The 19,552-nt window shown below is 67.0% G+C and carries 21 protein-coding genes; 6 read left to right on the plus strand and 15 right to left on the minus strand.

Annotated elements, in window-relative coordinates; translation table 11 throughout:
• Positions 1-1,008 carry a biotin synthase BioB gene (bioB, locus tag GGR33_RS10200; RefSeq protein WP_183504600.1) on the minus strand — a complete coding sequence of 336 codons (1,008 nt, stop codon included), beginning with the start codon at positions 1,006-1,008 and terminating at the stop codon, positions 1-3.
• A gap of 422 nt (positions 1,009-1,430) precedes the next feature.
• Here bioB and GGR33_RS10205 point away from each other — a divergent pair, with 422 nt between their 5' ends.
• The gene (locus GGR33_RS10205; RefSeq protein WP_183504602.1) at positions 1,431-1,727 is read left to right on the plus strand and encodes a hypothetical protein; all 297 of its coding nucleotides are present in this window, start codon (positions 1,431-1,433) and stop codon (positions 1,725-1,727) included.
• A gap of 6 nt (positions 1,728-1,733) precedes the next feature.
• Here GGR33_RS10205 and GGR33_RS10210 read toward each other — a convergent pair whose 3' ends face one another.
• Genes GGR33_RS10210 through GGR33_RS10240 form a run of 7 tightly spaced genes read right to left on the minus strand, consistent with a single transcriptional unit; the run spans position 1,734 to position 8,323 of the window.
• Positions 1,734-2,987: a hypothetical protein gene (locus GGR33_RS10210; protein ID WP_246412943.1), complete on the minus strand. Its 1,254-nt coding sequence runs from the start codon at positions 2,985-2,987 to the stop codon at positions 1,734-1,736.
• 56 nt (positions 2,988-3,043) lie between these two features.
• Entirely contained in the window at positions 3,044-3,958 is a 915-nt protein-coding gene (locus GGR33_RS10215; RefSeq protein ID WP_183504604.1) for a tetratricopeptide repeat protein, read from the minus strand.
• Positions 3,958-4,884, minus strand: coding sequence for a VWA domain-containing protein (locus tag GGR33_RS10220; RefSeq protein WP_183504606.1), 927 nt, complete (start codon positions 4,882-4,884; stop codon positions 3,958-3,960). Before GGR33_RS10220 ends, GGR33_RS10215 begins: the two co-directional genes overlap by 1 nt.
• Positions 4,881-5,903: a VWA domain-containing protein gene (locus GGR33_RS10225; RefSeq protein WP_183504608.1), complete on the minus strand. Its 1,023-nt coding sequence runs from the start codon at positions 5,901-5,903 to the stop codon at positions 4,881-4,883. Before GGR33_RS10225 ends, GGR33_RS10220 begins: the two co-directional genes overlap by 4 nt.
• A 1-nt stretch (position 5,904) precedes the next feature.
• Positions 5,905-6,357, minus strand: a complete 453-nt coding sequence (locus GGR33_RS10230) for a DUF4381 domain-containing protein (protein ID WP_183504609.1) — start codon at positions 6,355-6,357, stop codon at positions 5,905-5,907.
• 12 nt (positions 6,358-6,369) lie between these two features.
• A complete protein-coding gene (locus GGR33_RS10235) occupies positions 6,370-7,296 on the minus strand; it encodes a DUF58 domain-containing protein (RefSeq protein WP_183504611.1) in 927 nt (308 codons plus the stop codon).
• A gap of 19 nt (positions 7,297-7,315) precedes the next feature.
• Positions 7,316-8,323, minus strand: coding sequence for an AAA family ATPase (locus GGR33_RS10240; RefSeq protein ID WP_183504613.1), 1,008 nt, complete (start codon positions 8,321-8,323; stop codon positions 7,316-7,318).
• A 226-nt stretch (positions 8,324-8,549) separates the two neighbouring features.
• Here GGR33_RS10240 and GGR33_RS10245 point away from each other — a divergent pair, with 226 nt between their 5' ends.
• From GGR33_RS10245 to xoxJ, 5 genes are all read left to right on the plus strand, one after another.
• Positions 8,550-9,266, plus strand: coding sequence for an MgtC/SapB family protein (locus GGR33_RS10245; protein ID WP_183504615.1), 717 nt, complete (start codon positions 8,550-8,552; stop codon positions 9,264-9,266).
• 116 nt (positions 9,267-9,382) lie between these two features.
• On the plus strand, positions 9,383-10,069 hold the full coding sequence (locus GGR33_RS10250; protein WP_183504617.1) for an SDR family oxidoreductase: 687 nt from the start codon (positions 9,383-9,385) through the stop codon (positions 10,067-10,069).
• 701 nt (positions 10,070-10,770) lie between these two features.
• Positions 10,771-12,561 (plus strand): lanthanide-dependent methanol dehydrogenase XoxF1, encoded by a 1,791-nt coding sequence (xoxF1, locus tag GGR33_RS10255; RefSeq protein WP_183504619.1) that lies wholly within the window; start codon positions 10,771-10,773, stop codon positions 12,559-12,561.
• Positions 12,562-12,749: 188 nt separating this feature from the next.
• Complete coding sequence (locus GGR33_RS10260) at positions 12,750-13,283, plus strand: c-type cytochrome, methanol metabolism-related (protein WP_183504621.1); 534 nt, start codon at positions 12,750-12,752, stop codon at positions 13,281-13,283.
• Positions 13,283-14,134 (plus strand): rare earth element methanol dehydrogenase accessory protein XoxJ, encoded by an 852-nt coding sequence (gene xoxJ, locus GGR33_RS10265; protein WP_183504623.1) that lies wholly within the window; start codon positions 13,283-13,285, stop codon positions 14,132-14,134. Before GGR33_RS10260 ends, xoxJ begins: the two co-directional genes overlap by 1 nt.
• An 80-nt stretch (positions 14,135-14,214) precedes the next feature.
• On the opposite strand, the gene folK is transcribed toward xoxJ, so the two are convergent.
• The 7 genes from folK to pqqC all read right to left on the minus strand — a co-directional run bounded on the left by folK (position 14,215) and on the right by pqqC (position 19,390).
• Positions 14,215-14,691, minus strand: coding sequence for a 2-amino-4-hydroxy-6-hydroxymethyldihydropteridine diphosphokinase (folK, locus tag GGR33_RS10270; RefSeq protein ID WP_183504625.1), 477 nt, complete (start codon positions 14,689-14,691; stop codon positions 14,215-14,217).
• Positions 14,688-15,065, minus strand: coding sequence for a dihydroneopterin aldolase (folB, locus tag GGR33_RS10275; RefSeq protein WP_183504627.1), 378 nt, complete (start codon positions 15,063-15,065; stop codon positions 14,688-14,690). Before folB ends, folK begins: the two co-directional genes overlap by 4 nt.
• On the minus strand, positions 15,058-15,840 hold the full coding sequence (gene folP, locus GGR33_RS10280; protein WP_246413009.1) for a dihydropteroate synthase: 783 nt from the start codon (positions 15,838-15,840) through the stop codon (positions 15,058-15,060). Before folP ends, folB begins: the two co-directional genes overlap by 8 nt.
• 257 nt (positions 15,841-16,097) lie before the next feature.
• The gene (locus GGR33_RS10285) at positions 16,098-16,469 is read right to left on the minus strand and encodes a hypothetical protein (RefSeq protein ID WP_183504631.1); all 372 of its coding nucleotides are present in this window, start codon (positions 16,467-16,469) and stop codon (positions 16,098-16,100) included.
• Positions 16,450-17,106: a hypothetical protein gene (locus GGR33_RS10290; RefSeq protein ID WP_284210842.1), complete on the minus strand. Its 657-nt coding sequence runs from the start codon at positions 17,104-17,106 to the stop codon at positions 16,450-16,452. Before GGR33_RS10290 ends, GGR33_RS10285 begins: the two co-directional genes overlap by 20 nt.
• A 50-nt stretch (positions 17,107-17,156) precedes the next feature.
• On the minus strand, positions 17,157-18,311 hold the full coding sequence (gene pqqE, locus GGR33_RS10295) for a pyrroloquinoline quinone biosynthesis protein PqqE (RefSeq protein ID WP_183504635.1): 1,155 nt from the start codon (positions 18,309-18,311) through the stop codon (positions 17,157-17,159).
• A complete protein-coding gene (pqqC, locus tag GGR33_RS10300) occupies positions 18,308-19,390 on the minus strand; it encodes a pyrroloquinoline-quinone synthase PqqC (RefSeq protein ID WP_183504637.1) in 1,083 nt (360 codons plus the stop codon). The genes pqqE and pqqC overlap by 4 nt, the downstream gene beginning before the upstream one ends.
• Between the last annotated feature and the right edge of the window lie 162 nt (positions 19,391-19,552).

The raw sequence follows: 19,552 nt of genomic DNA on the forward strand, positions 1-19,552 counted from the left end.
CTACTCGGCAGCCGCCAGCGTCATCTCCGGCACGGTGACGCCGATGTCGCGCAGCAGCGCCGCATCCTCGTCGGCCTCGTTGTTGGCGGTGGTGAGCAGGCGCTCGCCGTAGAAGATCGAGTTCGCCCCGGCCAGGAAGCACAGGATCTGCGCTTCGCGGGTCAGCCCCTTGCGGCCGGCGCTGAGACGAACCCGCGCCTTCGGCATCACGATGCGGGCTGTGGCGCACATCCGCACGAGGTCCAGCGGATCGACCGGCGGCCGGTCCTCCAGCGGGGTGCCTTCGACGGCCACCAGCGCGTTGATCGGCACGCTCTCGGGATGCGGCGCGTGGTTGGCGAGAAGTTGCAGCATCTCGACACGGTCGCGCACACGCTCGCCCATCCCGACGATGCCACCGCAGCAGACGCCGATGCCGGCATCGCGAACATGCTGCAGGGTCTGCAGACGGTCCTCGTAGGTTCGCGTCGAGATGATGTCCCCATAGAATTCGGGGCCCGTATCGAGGTTGTGGTTGTAGGAGGTCAGCCCCGCATCGGCGAGGCGCTCGGCCTGGGATGCCGTGAGCATGCCGAGCGTGACGCAGGCCTCCATGCCCATGCCCCGCACACCGCGCACCATGGCGAGCACCGAGTCGAACTCGGGGCCATCCTTCGGCTGGCGCCAGGCCGCGCCCATGCAGAAGCGGTGGGCGCCCTGCGCCTTGGCGGCGGCAGCCTCACGCAACACCGCATCGACCGGCATCAGGCGCTGGCGCGTCATGCCGGCTTCTTTGTGATGGGCCGATTGCGGACAATAGGCGCAATCCTCGGGGCAGCCGCCGGTCTTGATCGACAGGAGCGCCGCGCGTTGGATGTCAGCCGGGTCGTTATGCGCCCGATGCACCGTGCCGGCGCAATGGACCAGATCCAGCAGCGGCAGGTCGTGGATGGCCTGCACCTCCGCAAGCGTCCAGTCGTGACGGATCGCGTTGGCTTCGAGGCGGGGGAGGGCGGCTGGCTCTGTCATGCGCCCATCAGGCGAATCTCGGCTCGAAAATCAAGCGGGGGCGACGAGATCCGGCCGAGCTTCGGTTGTCGGCGAACGACAACGATCCTAGATCGATCCTCCCCGCAGCCGATGCGCCTGCGACGGTTTCGCGAGCTCGAACGGGCCTGCGTGGTGGTGGGGCTTGCAGTGACGGAGCGGCGCGGACCAGTTCTCTGCGCCGCCTCTGTGAGGCTTAGTGGGCCGAGTCGCTGTCGGCGTGTCGGGCGCGCGGGGAACAGGAACCGCGATCCCGGCGCATGGCCCACAGAATTCGCCAGGCCTGTATCAGGACGAGACGCCGATCACGGATGCGTGAGAAGCTTCATTCACGCTTCCGCGCAACTCTAGCCATGCCGCGGGGAACCCTCCGCGTCGTGTTGCGTCTCCTCGGGCCATCGATCATGCGGCGCCTACTCACGGGCGGCATCAAGGCGATCCTCGCCATCGCCGCTCTCTCCACTGCGGCCCACTGGGCCTTGCGCATCCAACGCGACCCGGCCGCTCCGGCGTCGGCGGCGGCCATGGCCGCAATTCCCGATCCGGTGACGACCGGCTCGATCACGCCGCGCAAGGTCGAGCGTGTCCAAGCCGTGGCGCAGCCGGTCACGCAGGGCCTCGACCAGGGGCATCTGCTGAAGCTGATCTCCGGCGCAGCACCCGAAAAGAAAGCGCAGAAGTCGGTCGTCGCGAAGCGCTGAGCACGCTCAGCGCGCGGGCCGGCCCCAGCCGTCGAGCGGAGCCAATCCCGGCTCCTCGGCGAGCACGCTCGCGACCGCTTTCCGACGTTGCGAAAACAGCTTCGCCAGTTTGTGTAGATCGGGCGCGGATGTCGGGACGGCGCCGTAGACCGTCCGGTCGAGCGCCGACAATGCGGCCGCCGCCTGCGGATCGGCGTGCCATGCCCGCGCGAGATCCGGTTCGGCCTGCATCGCCCTCCCCAAGGCCGCCCGGAAGGCGACCGGGTCGTTCGATCCCGCAGCGCGTCGCAGCGCCCGCCGGTCGGGGCGGCCGAGGCGCAGCACCGGCCGGCGCGCGCCGAAGCCTATGAGGGCCAGCCCGAGTCCGAAAGCCGCAAAGGCGGCCGCTCCGATCGTCACCCAGGAGGCGGGGCTCGGGGGCCTGAGGTCGTCCTCGCGGTCGGGGAGGCCGCCGCCGATTTGCCGGGCCGGGATCTCGCTGACGCGCATGGTGCGCGAGACGGTATCGAACCAGGGGATCTGGATGCCGTCGAGGGCGATCACCTCGGCGACGCCCTTCTTGAGATCCCACTGATAGGTCGCCCGCGCGATCGGCCCGGTGGGCGTGATGATGGTCTCGCGCTTCACCGGCCCCGCGAAGGTGACGATGCCGCGCGTGCGCATCACCGGCCGCGGCGGCAGACCCTCCGCGAGCATGCCCTGCGCTTCGAGGGTGACGATGCGGCGGGCCGTGTCTCCCTGGTTGACCGTCTCGGGATCGGGATCCCAGGAATCGGTGATCGTTACGTCGCGCGCCGGCAGCCACCAGGGCTCGGGCGCTTCGGGGCCGCCGTTTTCGGCCGTCCATTTTGCAACAGGGAACTCGATCGCCTCCGAGCGCACGTCGATCACCTTGCGATCGCCGTTGTCGTTGATGGTCAGCTTGTGGGTGAACGGCTCGATGGTGAAGGTGCCGGTATGCTGCGGGAAGATCGCGATGGTGCGCTCGAACAGCAGCGCCATCTGCCCGTCCGGCATGCGCGTGCGGTCCCAGGTATCGCGGCCGAGTTGGGTCCAGGAGAAGTTGGTCAGCGCGGGCTGGCGCATCTCCTCGAGCAGGATCTGCGTGCGATAGACCCCGCGCAGCTTCAGCAGCACCATCTCGCGGGCATAGGGCTGGGCGTTACCGGACAGCTCCGGCGTGACGGTGAGCGTGAGGTCGGTAGGATCCAGAGCGTAAGCGGGGAGGGGGACGAGCACGAGAGCGACAAGGAGCGCCAAAACCCTCTCCCTTATGCGGGAGAGGGTGGCGCTGCGCAGCCGTGTCGCCAAGAGAATCACCACGGGTTGCTGCCTCCCGGGATCGCCGTGCCCACCTCGATCCGGCGCGCCTGCTCCGCCTTCAGCCGCAGCTTGAGAAAGCGGCCGGGCTCATCGGGCAGGGTCTGGAGCCAGAGCCGGTCGGGATGGATCTCGTGGGCCTCGAAGCTTTTGGTGACGCGGCGCGCCTCGCGCTCGGGAGCGGCGGCGACCATCGCGGACCCGGAGCCCTGGCGGCCGCGGCCGGCCGCATCGCTGGCGGAGCCACGGGCCTGCCCCTTACCGGAATCGACGGCCTGCTGCTCCGAGCGGCCCCGGCGAGCCACCGGACTGGTGCCGGGCAGGGATTCGCTGGAGCCGGCCTCCTTGTTGCCGGCCAGCCCTTCGCCGCTGGAGGTGGCCCGGATGTCGTCTGCCTTGTCCTGGTTCTGGGTCGTGCCGAAACGGGCGCCGTACTGGGCCGAGGCATTGGCGATGCCGCCGCCCTTGCCGCGGTCGATCTCCTCTTCGATCAGCTTGGCCACGAGGGAGCGGTTGGCCTGCGCGTCGGCGTCACGCGGATTGTAGGCGAGGGCATCGTCATAAGCATCGACCGCGCCCTTGAGATCGCCCGAACGAGCCAGGGCGTTGCCGAGGTTGTAGGCGCCGCGCTTGCCCTGAGCGCGGAAGATCGCGATCGCATCCGCATAGCGGCCGGCCTCGTAGAGCGCAGCGGCGCGCCAGCCCTCGTCGGACATTATGCCTGCAGCGAGAGAGGGCAGGCCGCCAGCCATGAGCAGGCGCCCGAGGCTGTTACGCGGGTTCGAGACCAGCATGAGCGAGAGAATGCCGGCGCCCACCAAGCCGAGCCCGGCGAGGCGCGCATGTCGACGCCATCTGCGCGCGACAGGAAGGGCCGCGAGGAAACGGCGATGATCCGGGGCGAGGGCCATCAGGCGCTCCTCCGGAAGAGGGCCAGCGCGGGCAGCAGCGCCAGCAACAGCAGCCAGCGTCCGAGATCCTGAAACGCGAGAACGCTGTAGCCGCCGGCGGCGAGATGCTGCGCCGTGCTCGCGCCGACGCGATCGAGCACCGGCTCGGCGGACGCGACATCCGCCACCCGGCCGCTGCCCTGCGAAGCGAGGCGGTCGAGAGCGGCGCGGTCCGGCCGCGGCGTACCGGGTGGCAAGGCCTTTCCGGCCGGAACGAAGAGGGCGTGCAGGTGCCAACCCTTGTCTCGGATGGCGGCTGCTTCGCGTTCCGCGGCTTGGCCGATACCGTCGCCGTCGCTGATCAGCACCACGTCGGCCGCGACGACGTTCGCTTCACCGAGGATTTTTCGCGCCAGGGTCAGGCCGCGCTCGGGATGGCTGCCGCGATCCGGAACGGTGTCGGAGTCGAGCGCGAACAGCGTGGTGCCGATTGAGTCGCGGTCGGTGGTCGGCGAGACGGCGGTGTAGGCATCGCCCGCATAGATCACGAGTGCGATGGATCGGCTGCCGGCTGCCAGGGCCACGGCCTCGGCCGCCTGCCGGGCTTCCTTGAAATGCCCCCCCTCCGTGACCGAGCGTGAAAGGTCGAGCACCACCACGGTCGCGTCGAGATTTCGGAAGGTCGTCGCATCGGGGCGCTCGAAGGCCGGCCCGGTTAGCGCCAGGGCGATCAGCCCGGCCGCCAAAGCCGCGACGACGTTGGCCTGACGGCGTCCGCCGAGCACGGCGCCGCGACGCGACAGCATCGCCATCAGCGCCGGATCGACCGCTTTCACCCAATCGCCGAGCGGCGCCGAACGCCAGGCGGCACGCAGCGTCAGCAGCGCGATGACGGGAATCGCCAGCAGCCAGAGCGGCCGGAGGAGGGCGTAGGCGTCGAGGCTCATGCGTCACGCCTCACTGCGAGCAGGCCGCAGGCGCAGAGCAGGGCGAGGGCGGCCGGCCAGGGCCATAGGTCACGCCGCAGAGGCACCGGCGGAGCCTGCGCGCGGCCGCCCTCTAGCTGGTCGATGGAAGCGGCCACGGCGTTGAGATCGTCCGTGGTCTTCACGCGAAAAGCCTTGCCGCCGCTGATCTCGGCCATCTCGCGCAAAGTCTCGACGTCGACGACGTCCTGCTCGTTGTTCGGATTGTCGGCCATGTCGATCGGCCCGAGGGCGATCGTGTAGATCCGGACGCCGAGCTCCTTCGCGAGAGCCGCGACGTCCTTCGGCGCGGTCTGGCCGGCATTGTTGGCACCGTCCGAGAGCAGGACCACGACCTTGTCGGAGGAAGGCGGCGGCCCGCTGCCGTCCGCGCTCGCGATCTGGGCCGGAGCGAGCCGTTTCAAGGCGAGACCGAGCCCGTCGCCAATGCCGGTGGAGCGCCCGACGAGGCCGATATTGGCCTCCTCCAACGTGCGGGCGACGGAGGCCGTGTCGAAGGTCGGCGCGGCAGCTACGTAGGCCTGGTCGGCGAAGGCGACGAGACCGATACGGTCTCCCGCCCGGCGGCGAATGAAGCCGGCACCCACGCGCTTGACCGCCGCCAGCCGGCTGACGGTCTCGCCATCCAGCGAAAAATCCTTGCGCTCCATGCTGCCCGAGAGGTCGAGCGTCAGAATGATCTCGCGGCCCGAGGCGGGCAGGGCATTGGCCGAGAGCACGATGCGCGGGCCGCTGAGCGCCGCGACCAGGGCAAGCCAGAGCGTCCAGATCAGCCAGGTGCGTCGGCGACCGCGGGCGATCAGGCTCTCGCCGCGATCGGCCCCGCCGACGAGGGAATGCGGCACACGCAGCGCGCCGCTGGTGCCCTCACGCTCGGCCGGCATGAGCCGGGCGACGATCAGCGGCACGGGCAGCAGCAGAAGCGCGTAAGGCGTCGCCAGGTCGAAGGCCGAGACGAGGGCGGAGAGCCAGGACGGCATGTCAGCCCTTGATCCGGGAGAACAGGCGGGCGAGTTCGGCTTCGATCGCAGCTGGGTCCGTGGCGCCGGGCCGACGATAGAGCCCCTCGACGAGGATCTGGCCCGCACCGCGGCTGAAGAAATCCGTGGCGAAGGTGCGATCGAGGGTGCCGGCCCAGGCGGTCCCACGCGTGGTGGCGGCCTCGTCGCCGGCGAGTGTGCGGACCACGCGGCGCAGCAGCCGGGCCTGCGCCGTCAGCTTTGAGTCTGGATCCAGGCTGCGCACGCGCCTCAGCTCATTCAGGGCCGCCCGCCGGATCGTGGTCTGTGCCCGGAGCCACATTACCCGCGCGAGCCCGACGATCAGCGCGGCAGCGAAGCCGAGGGCGATCGCAGCGACGAGCTCACCCTGCACGACGTTCCCGCCGGTCGACGGGAGGTGAAGGCCACGCAGGGCAGAGAGGTCGGGGTTCATGACGACTCCCGCTCACAGCATCGCATCGAGCCGCTCCATCAACGGCGCATAGGCTTCCGGTCCGGTCTCCACGTCGATGCGCAGGCCTTCGATGCCGCGGCGGTGCATCTCGGCAAGGCGGTCGTCGGCGGCCTTGGAGGCGGCATCCGAACGCCCGGCCTGGATCGTACCGCGCACACCATCCGGTGTCGCGAAAGGGTAGAAGCCGGGCATCCGCGTCCGCTCAAAGGCGTCCGAGATGAGGAGCAGCCGGATCGAGAGACGCTCGGCAAGGACGGTCAGCAGACTGTCGAAATCCGCGCCCGGCTCATCGAGAGACGTCGCCATCACGAGGTGGCCACCGGATGGCAACAGCGAGCGGGCGAGCGTCAGCATCGCGCCGAGCGGCGGGTCTTTCTTTTCAGAGGCGGCGAGCGCCGCAGCGTGAGCTTGGGCCATGGCGCCGGTGATCGCGGTCATCGCGCGCTCGCCGCCGCTGGGACGGATCACAACCGGTTCGCCCCCGCTCGCGACGATCAGGCCGACACGGCCACCATCCCCGACGACGCGCCAGCCCAGCAACGCCAGGGCCTCGGCCGCCGCGACCGAGCGGAGCGCCCGGCGCGTGCCGAACAGCATGGAGGGGCGGAAATCGGCGAGCAGCACCACGGACCGGTCGCGCTCGTCGTGATGGGTGCGCACATGTAGCTCGCCCGTGCGCGCGGTGGCGTTGCGGTCGATGAACCGCATGTCGTCGCCCTCCGACCACAGGCGCACGTCGTCGGGCTCCGAGCCGCGCCCGCGCTTCTTCGTGACGATACCGCCGGGCAGACCGGCCAGCGTGCGCGACGAAGGCGAGACACCACGCCGGGCGAGATGGCGCAGGCCCATCAGCGTCTCGCCGGAGAGATGAATTCCGGGAGAGAGGTACGGGTCGGCGGGATTGGGGGAAGCGGTCATGGGCGCGCCACGCGAACCCTCACAACGCCCGCGTCTGTGCGACGAGCCCCTCGATGATGCCACGCGCCGTGCGCCCCTCGGCGGCCGCCCGCCAGGTCAGGCCGATACGGTGAGCCAGCGCATCGCTCGCCAGCGCCGCGACATCCTCGGGGATGACGTGGTCGCGGCCATGCAGGTAGGCGCGCGCCTTGCCGGCCACCATCAGGGCGAGGGTGCCACGTGGCGAGGCGGGGTGCTCGATGGCGGCGCGCAGCTCGGGCGAGACGGAGTCGGTGCGCGTGCCGGCGACGAGGCGCACGAGATAATCCTTCAGCGCTGGCGAGACGTAGGTGGCGAGCGCCGCCTCGCGCGCCGCGCGAACCTCCTCCAGCGACAGCTTCACCGGCATTGCCTCGGCATGGTGGGTCAGCTCGCCCTCGACGAGGTCGAGGATTTTCCGCTCGGAAGCCTCGTCGGGCATGTCGACGACGACGTGGAGCAGAAAGCGGTCGAGCTGCGCTTCGGGCAGCGGGAACGTACCAGCATGCTCGATGGGATTCTGCGTCGCGACCACCATGAACGGGTCCGGCAGCTTGTGGGTATGGCCGGCCACGGTGATCTGACTCTCGGCCATCGACTCCAGCAGGGCCGACTGCACCTTGGGCGGAGCGCGGTTCACCTCGTCGACGAGGATAAGGGAGTGGAAGAGCGGACCCGGCAGGAACTCGAAGATCCCGGCATCCTGGCGCCATACCGTCGTGCCGGTTAGATCGGCCGGCATCAGATCGGGCGTGCACTGGACGCGGGCGAACGAACCGTCGAGGCCTTCCGAGAGCCGTTTCACGGCGCGGGTCTTAGCGAGACCTGGCGCGCCCTCGATCAGCAGATGGCCGCCGCTGAGCAGGCCGATCAGCAGGCGCTCGACGAGACCGGTGCAACCGATCAGGCCATGTTCGAGACCGTCGCGCAGCGCGAGGACGCGGGAATGGACGCCGTCGGCAGCGGATGAGGGTGCCGCCGGGCGTTCGGCCAAAGTCGCACCGCTCATGAGCAAGTCGCCCCCGTGACGAGGGCTGGGCCGGTTGCCGGCATATGACGCGTCTCCTCGATGTGGCTTCTTAAGAGGTCCACATGCAGCGGATGTGCCTGCTGCCCGGGCCGGGCGTCAATCCCGCGGACCTGTTCCGAGGGCGACTCGGTCAATTTGCCCGAGGGAGGAGGCATGCGATGCCGCCTTCACCGAACCGTCACACCGCTGAGCCAATCAGAGCCCGATGCCCGGTCCCTTCGCCTATCCCACCCCCGAAGCCCTCAACTCCGCGATCAGCCTCGCCGTCGCCTTTGGCCTCGGCACGCTGATCGGCGCCGAGCGGCAGTATAGACAGCGGACCGCGGGCCTGCGCACGGCGGTCCTCGTCTCCGTCGGTGCCGCCGCCTTCGTCGATCTCGGCATGCGGCTGACCGGAGGCGACGGCGCGACGCGCACGGTGGCCTACGTGATCTCCGGCATCGGCTTCCTCGGCGCCGGCGTCATCATGAAGGAGGGCATGAACGTTCGCGGCCTCAACACGGCCGCCACGCTCTGGTGCTCGGCCGCGGTCGGAGCTTTCGCGGGAGCCGACCTGCCGCTGGAGGCCTGTTTCGTCACCGCCGCGGTCCTAGCCGGCAACACATTGCTGCGCCCGCTGGTCAACCTCATCGACCGCATCCCGATCGACGAGAGCTCGACGGAGGGAACCTACGAGGTGCTGGTGACGACGGATGCCGAAGCGGCCGGCCCGGCGCGCGACCTGCTCGTCGAGCGGCTGGAGGAGGCGTCCTATCCAGTGAGCGGTGTCGAGGTGGAGGAGCGCGGCGAGGAAGCGGTCGAGGTCGTCGCCACGCTGACCGCGACCACCGTCGATTCCAAGGAGCTCGACGCGGTGGTGGCCGAACTCGCTAAGCAGCCAGGCATCCGGCACGCCACCTGGTCGGTGCAGACAGGCGATTGATCGGGATGCGCCGAAGCGCGGCCAGGGGATCACCTCGGGCCTTTCCCTGACCATAGGCGCGCCCATCGTTCGTTCGGCTGTACGACCTTCGAACACCGCCTTCCGGGAGATCGACCATGACCGAGCGACGCAGGAACGCCTTGATCGTCGGAGCTTCGCGCGGGCTCGGCTTCGGACTCGTCGAGACGCTTCTGGGGCTCGGCTGGCGCGTGACGGCGACCCAGCGCAAGGCTTCGCCGCAGCTCGCAGCCCTGGCGAGCGAGGCGCTCACCGTCGAGACGGCCGACATCGACGACGATGACGCCGTCTGCGCGCTTCGCGAACGGCTGGACGCGCAGAGCTTCGATCTGGTGTTCGTGGTGGCCGGCGTGGCGACCGCGATCGCGGACCCGGTTCACGAGGTCCCACGCGAGGTCGCCGCCCAAGTCTATCTGACGAACGCGGTCAGCCCGGTCCGCTTCGCCGAAACCTTCGTCGACCGGGTCGCGACGGGGGGCACCATCGCCTTCATGAGTTCGATCCTGGGCAGCGTCGCGCTCAACGAAAGCGGCGGCTCCGAGACCTATCGGGCGAGCAAGGCGGCGCTGAACACGTATGCGCGCAGCTTCGAGGCACGCCATCGTGGACGGCCGTTCGGCGTGCTGTTGATCCATCCTGGCTGGGTCCGCACCGACATGGGCGGTGCGGATGCTGACATCGACATCGCGACAAGCGTCGCTGGCATGGCCGAGGTCATCGAGGGGCAGATCGGCAAAACTGGAATTGCCTACCTCGACTACGAGGGCCAGCCGCTGGCTTGGTAGGCGAATTCCGGGACCAGGGAATCAACGAGGTTTCGACGCCAGAGAGCAGCGTTTCGCTTCTTGAGAGGCTCAACAGCGCCCAACGAGCATTCGACGGCTCAGTGAAAACCACCGAGACGGCGCTGCGGCGACAAAGCGCAGCGCGCCTGTCGATGACCGTCGGACCGTCCAGACCGTCGGATCTGACCGGCTCGCGAGACCCGCCCTGATGCACTGCACGGGACAATTTGGCATACAAAATACGTCTGCCAAGCCGCTCCTGCCGCTATCCTGTCGCCAAAATCATAGGACGCTTGGATCGCCACGCGGCGCATGCGCCGGTCGCATGCGCGAAGGCAAATATCATCAAACGGCTTTTCTATGAGAATTCGTTACAGTGCGATGCAACATAATAATTGTGCAGAGCAACCATAGCTTGACCGTGAGTTCATCATTCACAGCGACTTGACCGTGTCTTTGTCGCAGCTTGTCGAAGCGAGTTGACGGCGTCGGTTTTTTTCTTAGAGTTCGTTCAAGCTTCGGAACCAGAGGGGTCCGTCCAGGGATGGCGGCCCTAGCCCGATAGGCTCTTAAACGTTGTCCGTTGAAGAGCTTACCGCGAGCTGCCGAGGCGAAACTCGATCCCTGTCGCAAACAGCAGGCCGACCTACGCCCGCGGCATTTTGCCGACGGTCGAGGCATAAGGCTTGCCGGAGGAATCCATGAGAGCGGTACATCTTCTCGCACTCGGTGCGGGCATCGCGGCGGCAACGCCGGCGCTTGCCAACGAAAGCGTTCTGAAGGGCATCGCCAACCCGGCGGAGCAGGTTCTCCAGACGGTTGACTACGCCAACACCCGTTATTCCAAGCTCGACCAGGTCAACGCCTCCAACGTGAAGAACCTCCAGGTTGCCTGGACCTTCTCGACCGGCGTGCTCCGTGGTCACGAGGGCTCGCCTCTCGTGGTCGGCAACATGATGTACGTCCACACGCCCTTCCCGAACATCGTCTACGCTCTGGACCTCGACCAGGGCTCGAAGATCGTTTGGAAGTACGAGCCGAAGCAGGATCCGTCCGTGATCCCGGTCATGTGCTGTGACACGGTCAACCGTGGTCTGGCCTATGCCGACAACGCCATCCTGCTTCACCAGGCCGACACCACGCTCGTCTCGCTCGATGCGAAGACCGGCAAGGTGAACTGGTCGGTGAAGAACGGCGACCCGTCCAAGGGCGAGACCAACACCGCCACCGTTCTCCCGGTGAAGGACAAGGTCATCGTCGGTATCTCGGGTGGTGAGTTCGGCGTGCAGTGCCACGTCACCGCTTACAACCTGAAGGACGGCAAGAAGGCTTGGCGCGCTTACTCGGTCGGCACCGACGACCAGCTGCTCGTCGACCCCGAGAAGACCACCGATCTGGGCAAGCCCATCGGCAAGGACTCCTCGATCAAGACCTGGGAAGGCGACCAGTGGAAGACCGGCGGCGGTTGCACCTGGGGCTGGTACTCCTACGATCCGAAGCTGGACCTCTTCTACTACGGCTCGGGCAACCCCTCGACCTGGAACCCCAAGCAGCGTCCGGGCGACAACAAGTGGTCGATGACCATTTTCGCTCGTAACCCCGACACGGGTAAGGCGAAGTGGGTCTACCAGATGACCCCGCACGACGAGTGGGACTTCGACGGCATCAACGAGATGATCCTCACGGATCAGAAGATCGACGGCAAGGAGCGCCCGCTCCTGACGCACTTCGACCGTAACGGCCTCGGCTACACGCTCGATCGCGCCACCGGCGAACTCCTCGTGGCTCAGAAGTACGACCCGGCCGTGAACTGGACCACGGGCGTGGACATGAAGACCGGCCGTCCGGCCGTCGTCGCCAAGTACTCGACCGAGCAAAACGGCGAGGACGTGAACTCGAAGGGCATCTGCCCGGCGGCTCTCGGCTCCAAGGACCAGCAGCCTGCGGCTTACTCGCCGAAGACCGAGCTGTTCTACGTGCCGACCAACCACGTCTGCATGGACTACGAGCCCTTCAAGGTCTCGTACACCCCGGGTCAGCCGTACGTTGGTGCTACCCTGTCGATGTACCCCGCGCCGAACAGCCATGGCGGCATGGGTAACTTCATCGCTTGGGACGGCAAGGTTGGTAAGATCAAGTGGTCGAACCCCGAGCAGTTCTCGGCTTGGGGCGGCGCGCTCGCCACGGCCGGCGACGTGGTCTTCTACGGTACGCTGGAAGGCTACCTGAAGGCGGTCGACGCCAAGACGGGTAAGGAACTCTACAAGTTCAAGACCCCGTCGGGCATCATCGGCAACGTGATGACCTACGAGCACAAGGGCAAGCAGTTCATCGCCGTCCTGTCGGGCGTCGGTGGCTGGGCCGGCATCGGCCTCGCGGCCGGCCTGACCGACCCGAATGCTGGTCTCGGTGCCGTCGGTGGTTACGCCGCTCTGTCGAGCTACACCAACCTCGGTGGCCAGCTGACGGCCTTCGCTCTGCCGAACAACTAAGTCGCACTTCCAGCGTGACTAACGGATGCCGGCGCGGGTTCCCGCGCCGGCATCTTTATGATTATGTCCTTACGACCAAGGTTGGCGCGGCTTCTTATGTTGCGGCGCAACAAAAAACTGGGAGAAACTCGTTGCGTTATACTAAGAAGTCTGCGCTTCGGACGGCCGCAGCCGTTCTTGCACTTGGAATGATCTCGACGGCTGCTGTGCGCGCGGAAGACGCGGCGCTCGCCAACAAGCTCGATCCCAACGCGAAGGAGATCGACGACAAGGTGCTCGCCGCCAGCGCGGCCGTGAAAGTCGAAGACGGCAAGTACAAAGACAAGGACGGTGACCCGACCTTCCACATCGTTAACGATGGCAAGAAGGTCGATTGGTTCATGTATTCCGGCTACCGCCGGTATCACGCCGAATGCCACGTCTGCCACGGCCCCGACGCCATGGGCTCGACCTATGCCCCGGCTCTCAAGGATTCGCTCAAGCACCTGAACTACAGCGAGTTCATGGGCATACTGGCCGGCGGCAAGCAGGACGTGAATTCGTCCGACCAGAAGGTCATGCCGGCCTTCGCCGACAACAAGAACGTGATGTGCTACGCGGACGACCTCTACGTCTACCTGCGCTCGCGCGCCGCCGGCGCCTGGGGCCGCGCACGTCCGGGTGAGCACGAGGACAAGCCCGACTCCGCCAAGGCGACCGAAAAGGATTGCCTGGGCGGCTGATGAGCACCCGCGCATCGCTTCACGCTGCGCTCGGCGCGCTCCTGCTGGCAACGGCAGGAGCGCGCACTGCTTTGGCGCAGCATCTCCCCGACATGGTCACCACGGACACGCTCCGCGTCTGCTCCGATCCCGGCAACATGCCGTTCTCCGAGCGCAAGGCCGACGGCTTCGAGAACAAGATCGCGCAGATCATCGCCGACGAGCTCAAGGTCAAGCTGCGCTATTACTGGCTGACGCAGGGGCCCGGCTTCGTCCGCAACACCCTCGGTACGGGCCTTTGCGACGTCATCATCGGCACGTCGGGCGGCGACATCGTCCAGCCGACCAACCCCTATTACCGCTCTTCCTACGCATTGATCTCCCGTCACGGCGAGTTGTCCGGCGTGACCTCGCTCGACGACCCGCGGCTGAAGGACAAGCAGATCGGCATCATCGCCGGCACGCCGCCCGCCGACCGGATCGGTACCCTGGGCCTGACCGCTCAAGCCCATTCCTACGCGGCCTATTCCTTTGGGGCGGACCGCAAGTTCCAGACGGTGGCCGCCGAGGTCATCGCCGACGTGGCGTCGAAGAAGATCGACGTGGCGCTGCTCTGGGGACCCTCCGGCGGCTGGCTCGCCAAGCAGAGCGGCGTCGAGATGGACGTGGTGCCGTTGCTGAAGGAGCCGGACCGGCCGCCCATGGCCTTCCGTGTCTCGATGGGCGTACGCCTGAACGAGAACGACTGGAAGCGCACGCTCAACACGGCCCTGCGCAAGCGTAAGACCGACATCGAGGCGGTGCTGCGCGAGTACCAGGTTCCGCTGCTCGACGAGGAAGAAAATAAGCCTCTTCAGTCGTCAGCGGAGTGACTTCTCCGTAGTCGCGAGCGCCGGCGCAGCGATCCACAACCAACGGGCGAACCTCGCATGTGAGGCTCTGGATTGCGTCGCTACGCCACCGGCACGATCCCGGTGGCATCGAGCTTCGCCAGCGCCTCACTCACCGTCTCGCCGCCGATGACGAGATCGGGAGCGATCTCCACGAGCGGCACCAGCACGAAAGCCCGCTCTCTCACGAAGCGGTGTGGCAGGATCAGGCGCTCGTCGCTGACCTCCGCGCCCTCGTAGGACAGCAGGTCGATATCGATCAGGCGCGGCCCCCAGCGGCGCTCGCGCACGCGGCCGAGCGCCGCTTCGATGGCGAGTCCGGCTTCGAGCAGGTCGTGAGGCGTCAGATCGGTCTCGACCCCGATCGCCGCGTTGAGGAACCAGTCCTGATCGGTGTCGCCCCAGGGCGGGGTGCGATAGTCGTGCGAGCGAGCGACGACCGCGACGCCGGGCGTCGAGCCGAGCCGCTTTACGGCTTCGGACAGCATCGCAGCCTTGTCGCCGACATTGCTGCCGAGCCCGAGATAGGCACGCGTCATCGAGCGGATCCTGCGCGGAACCGGGTGATCTCGACGCTGACGCCGTCGATCACCGCCGGCACCGGCGCAGACGGCTTGTCCACGCGCACGCTCGCCCGCTCGATCGCTGAAAAGCGCCCCAGGATCTCCGCGGCGATGGCTTCCGCCAGCGCCTCGATCAGCGCGAAGCGGCGCTGGGAGGCGATCTCGACGGCGATCTCGGTGAGATCGGCGTAGCTCACCGTTCGCGCGACGTCGTCGGAAGCACCCGCAGCGGCGAGGTCGAGGCCGCAATCGAGCGAGATGAAAAAGCGCTGCCCGAGCCGCGCCTCCTCGGGCAGCACCCCGTGATAGCCGAAGACCGCGATACGATGGACGAGGATGCGATCAGCCACGGCCGGTCTCCGGGCGCATCACGGCATCGACTACGCGCAGGGCTTCGACGTGGGGCCGCACGTCGTGGACGCGCAGGATGTCGGCGCCGAGCGTCCCGGCCAGCACATGGGCCGAGATCGAGCCGAACAGGCGCTCGCGCGGATCGGTCTCCTTGTCGTGCAGCCGGCCGAGCAGGGATTTTCGCGAGACGCCGACGAGCAGTGGAAAACCGAGCGCCTTGATCTCGGGCAGCCGCCGCAGGGCTTCGAGATGCTGCTCCCAGGACTTGCCGAAGCCGATCCCCGGATCGAGGGCGATCGCATCATCGGAAATGCCGGCGCGTCTGGCGATCGACAGGGAGCGCTCGAAGAAAGCGAGCATGTCGGAGACGATATCGATCCCCGGATCGATGGTCTCGCGGTTATGCATGGCGATCACGGGAGCGCCGTGGTCCGCGGCCACTCGGGCAATGTCCGGCTGCCGTTGCAGGCCCCAGACGTCGTTCACGATGGCCGCGCCCGCCTTCAGCGCCGCATCGGCCGTCGAAGCCTTGTAGGTGTCGATGGAGATCGGCACGGACAGCCGGCCTGCCAACGCCGCGATAACCGGAACGACCCGAGCCTGCTCCTCCTCCGCCGAGACGGGAACGTGGCCAGGCCGCGTCGACTCACCGCCGATGTCGACGAGCGCCGCGCCCTCGCTCACGAGCGCGTCCGCCTGCTCGCGTGCGACCTCCGGCTTCTCGAAGAGTCCGCCATCCGAAAACGAATCCGGCGTGACGTTGAGGATGCCCATGACCAGGCAACGCCGGCCCAATCCCGGCAGCAGGTCGCGAAGGCTTCGTCGCTCGGTGGACAGGTTGGGGGACACTGTGGCTCCGGGAGGACATTCAGATCCGGTCATGCCTCGGGTGGGCCAATCCGGCAATGTCCGTCCCGCGCGTCGGACGACCGCGCGGTCATGCGGGCGACGGGCCAGGGCGCCAAGGCGAACCCATGATCGAAGATAAGCGCGGAGCCCTCAATCCACGAAAGGTCTCGACAGCGTTTCGCTCAAGCGCCGCCGCGATAGCAGCGGATCTCCGCTTCGGCCTGAGCCCGTCGCAGGTCCGCGACCTTGTCGTCGTAGATCTTGGTGGATTTAAACGCGGTCTGGCGCTGACCGCCGACGCCCTGACGCATCGAGAGGATGGTGCTGGCCGAGACGTATTTGTCATAGGGCAGGATCGCCGCGAGCTGGTCCACGGAGCAGGAGCACTTCTCCATGGCCTCGCGGGTCTGGCCATTCGCGGCCATGCAGCCGAAGACGTAGTCGACGCGCGCATCCGTCGGATAGTCGTTCTCGAGCCCTTCCGACGCGGCCGGACCCGCCAAGGCGGCGAGGCAAGCCAACAGGGCGCCGCTCTTAGCCAGCGTTCTGATCATAGTTCACCTTTTCGTCGAGCAGTTCGCCCCCGTCCGGCTTCTTGGCCTGCGCCTCGATCGAGACGATCTCCCCCGGAACCTCCGGCGAGGTCACGAAGGTGTAGGTAAGGCCATCGAAGCCGCGCATCTTCTCGGTCTGCGGATCGCCCTCGAAGGGCTTGGTGACGATCGTCCAGCCATCGACCTGCCGACCCTTGAAGTCGATCTTGGTGGCCGTGACCGTCGCCTTGTCGCGCAGGCCCTTGCGGATGGCGTTCTTGATGTAGCGCGGGTTTGCCTCAAGCAACGCGGCGAGCCCCTTCATGTGGTTTTCCAGGAAGAGCGGCAGGATCGGATTGCCCGGCATGTCGTCGAACGGGCCGGCTGACGCCCGGTTCGCACCGGAGAACATCTGCACCTGGATGTCGCGGCTTTCGGCACTCTTGCCGGCATCGATCTTGAACTTGATCTCGTCGTCCAGAGGCGGACCGTATGGACCACGCGCGATGCCGCTGCGGCGCGTGTAGACATAGCGGATGGTGCTGCCCGGCGGCGTATTCTTCATCTGCGGCTGGTCGAACAGCACGTCCGACGCGTTCGGCGTCGCGGAGGCCGCGGCCTTGATCGGCACCGGGCTTTCGCCTTCGGCCGCTCCCACGAGCGTCGGTGATGCGAGGAGGACGAGCGCAGCGGCGAGGGCGATCGGTTTCAAAGAGGTGCCTTTTCCTTCAGGGGAGATTGCACGTTACTCCCGATCGTCCGGTAGATGTAGTCCGGCGGCGTCTCTGCAGCCTCTTCTGTGGCAAGATCTCGCATCTTTCCGTGGAGCGGCGAGAGCGAGCAGGCCGGATCGGTCGCGGCAGCATCGCCCGCGAGCGCGAGAGCCTGACACCGGCAGCCGCCCCAATCCTTCTCGCGCCGGTCGCAGGAGCGGCAGGGCTCCTTCATCCAGGACGTCCCGCGATAGGCGTTGAAGGCCGGAGACTGCGTCCAGATCTCGCCGAGGGAATGCTCGGTGACGTACCAGAATTCGAGATTCGGGATCGTCTCGGCCGCGTGGCAGGGCAGCACCTTCCCCTGCGGCGTGACGTTCATGAGCTTGCGGCCCCAACCGCCGGCGCAGGCCTTGGGGTACTTCGCGTAGTAGTCCGGCACTACGAGATCGATGACCAGCTCACCCTTGAGCTGCTCCCGCGCCTTCTCGACGATGCGGATCGACTCGTCGACCTGGGCCTTGTTCGGCATCAGCGCGGCGCGATTCACATAGGCCCAGCCGTAATACTGGGTGTGGGCGACCTCGAGCCGCTTCGCGCCGAGCTTCACCGCGAGATCAATGAAGCCGGGCACCTCGTGGATGTTGCCGCGGTGGATTACCGAATTGAGGGTCAGCGGCAGCCCGAGTTCGGTGACGCGCGCGGCAAACTGCATCTTCTGCGGCTGCGCGTTCTTCAGTCCGCCGATCTTTTCCGCATTCGCCGCGTCGACGCCCTGCACCGAGAGCTGCACGTGGTCGAGGCCGGCATCGTAGAGCGCATCGAGCTTCTGGAGCGCGCCACCGACTCCCGACGTGATCAGGTTCGAATACAGGCCGAGCTCGGCGCATTTCGCCGTGATCTCGACGATGTCCTGGCGCGCCGTCGGCTCGCCGCCGGAGAGGTGGACGTGGAGAACGCCGAGCTTCGAGGCCTCGGCCAGCACCCGCAACCACGTCGCCGTATCGAGTTCGGCCGAGCGCCGGTCCAGCTCCATAGGATTTGAGCAGTAGGGACAGCGCAGGGGGCAGCGATGGGTCAGCTCCGCGAGCAGACCAACCGGTGCCGGGATGACCTCGGCGGGGACGGGGGCGGGTGTCGGTGCGTTCATCGCTCCAGGACCCTTTTCTGTGCGAGATCGGCCAACATCACGCCGATGTCGGCCTCGATGAGGGAACGGTCGGCGGCGTAGATGGTGGCAAGCTCACCCGCGATATCGCCGACCGAGCGCTTGCCATCGACGAGCTTGAGAACGGCGACGGCGTTGTCGTCGAGATCGAAGGTGCGCTCGGGCGCTAGCAGGACGTGGTTGGAGCGCACCTCGTCGAAGCGAAGACGGACGCCGCGGGGGAGGCGAGGCACGTCACTCCCGACGAAAGGGCCGCGCCGCCCTCCGGTTGCCGCACTGGTCTCCTCGACGAGGCCTTCGCCCGGCTGCCAGGCATCGGGCGGCACCATGCCAGGGGCGACATAGGCGAAGTACAGAGCGTCGAGCTGGGTCCAGAGCACGTTGCACTTGAAGGTCAGCGCCGCCATCGCCTGGCGCTGCAACTCCGGCGTGGTGGCATGCTGCTTGACGTAGTCGAGGGCGAAATCGGCATCGCGCGGCGCCTGGGTGAGGCGCTTCTCGAAATAGGCGAGCGTGTCCTTGGTGATGAAGTCGTAGTTTTTCAGCATGCCCGAGACGCGCTCGGAGATGATGGTCGGCGAGAACATCTCGGTGAGCGAGGAAGCGATCGCTTCGAGCAGCGACTTTTCCTTCACGAAGTGGACATAGGCCTCGACCGAGAACTTCGTCGCCGAGAGAATGCCCTTGGTCGAGAGCACGTAGTCGCGCGAGAAGCCGACACCCTGGGCGAGCTTCAGCCAGCGCTCGATACCGCCATCGCCGGGAGCGTCGCCATCATGGTCGACGATGCGCTGGCGCCAGACCCGGCGCAGTTCGGCATCGTGCATTCGAGCGAGGACGGCGGCGTCCTTCACCGGGATCATCGCCTGATAATAGTAGCGGTTCAGCGCCCAGGCTCGGACCTGATCCTTGTTCAGCTTGCCGTCGTGCAGCAGGCGATGAAACGGATGCAGGTTGTGGTAGCGGCGTGCGCCGATGTCGCGCAGGGCCGCTTCCAACTCCTCGGGGCTCAGGAGGCGCTGATCGTCGCCGGCAACGGGAGTCGGGAATGGTGCGGTCATGGCGTTCGGCGCGTCCGTCTCGTTCGTTTCCTGGAGCTTTTCTTAAATGAGCCTCCAGCGATGCCAAAGCATCGTCCCGAAGCCCTCAATTGTATCGTGCAAAATATAGTCTTACGGAGCGATATTTCCAGATCGTCCCGTCTGTTGCAGCGGCTTCAGAGG

This window comes from Methylobacterium brachythecii (assembly GCF_014196345.1).
In the GTDB taxonomy this organism is placed as follows: domain Bacteria; phylum Pseudomonadota; class Alphaproteobacteria; order Rhizobiales; family Beijerinckiaceae; genus Methylobacterium; species Methylobacterium brachythecii.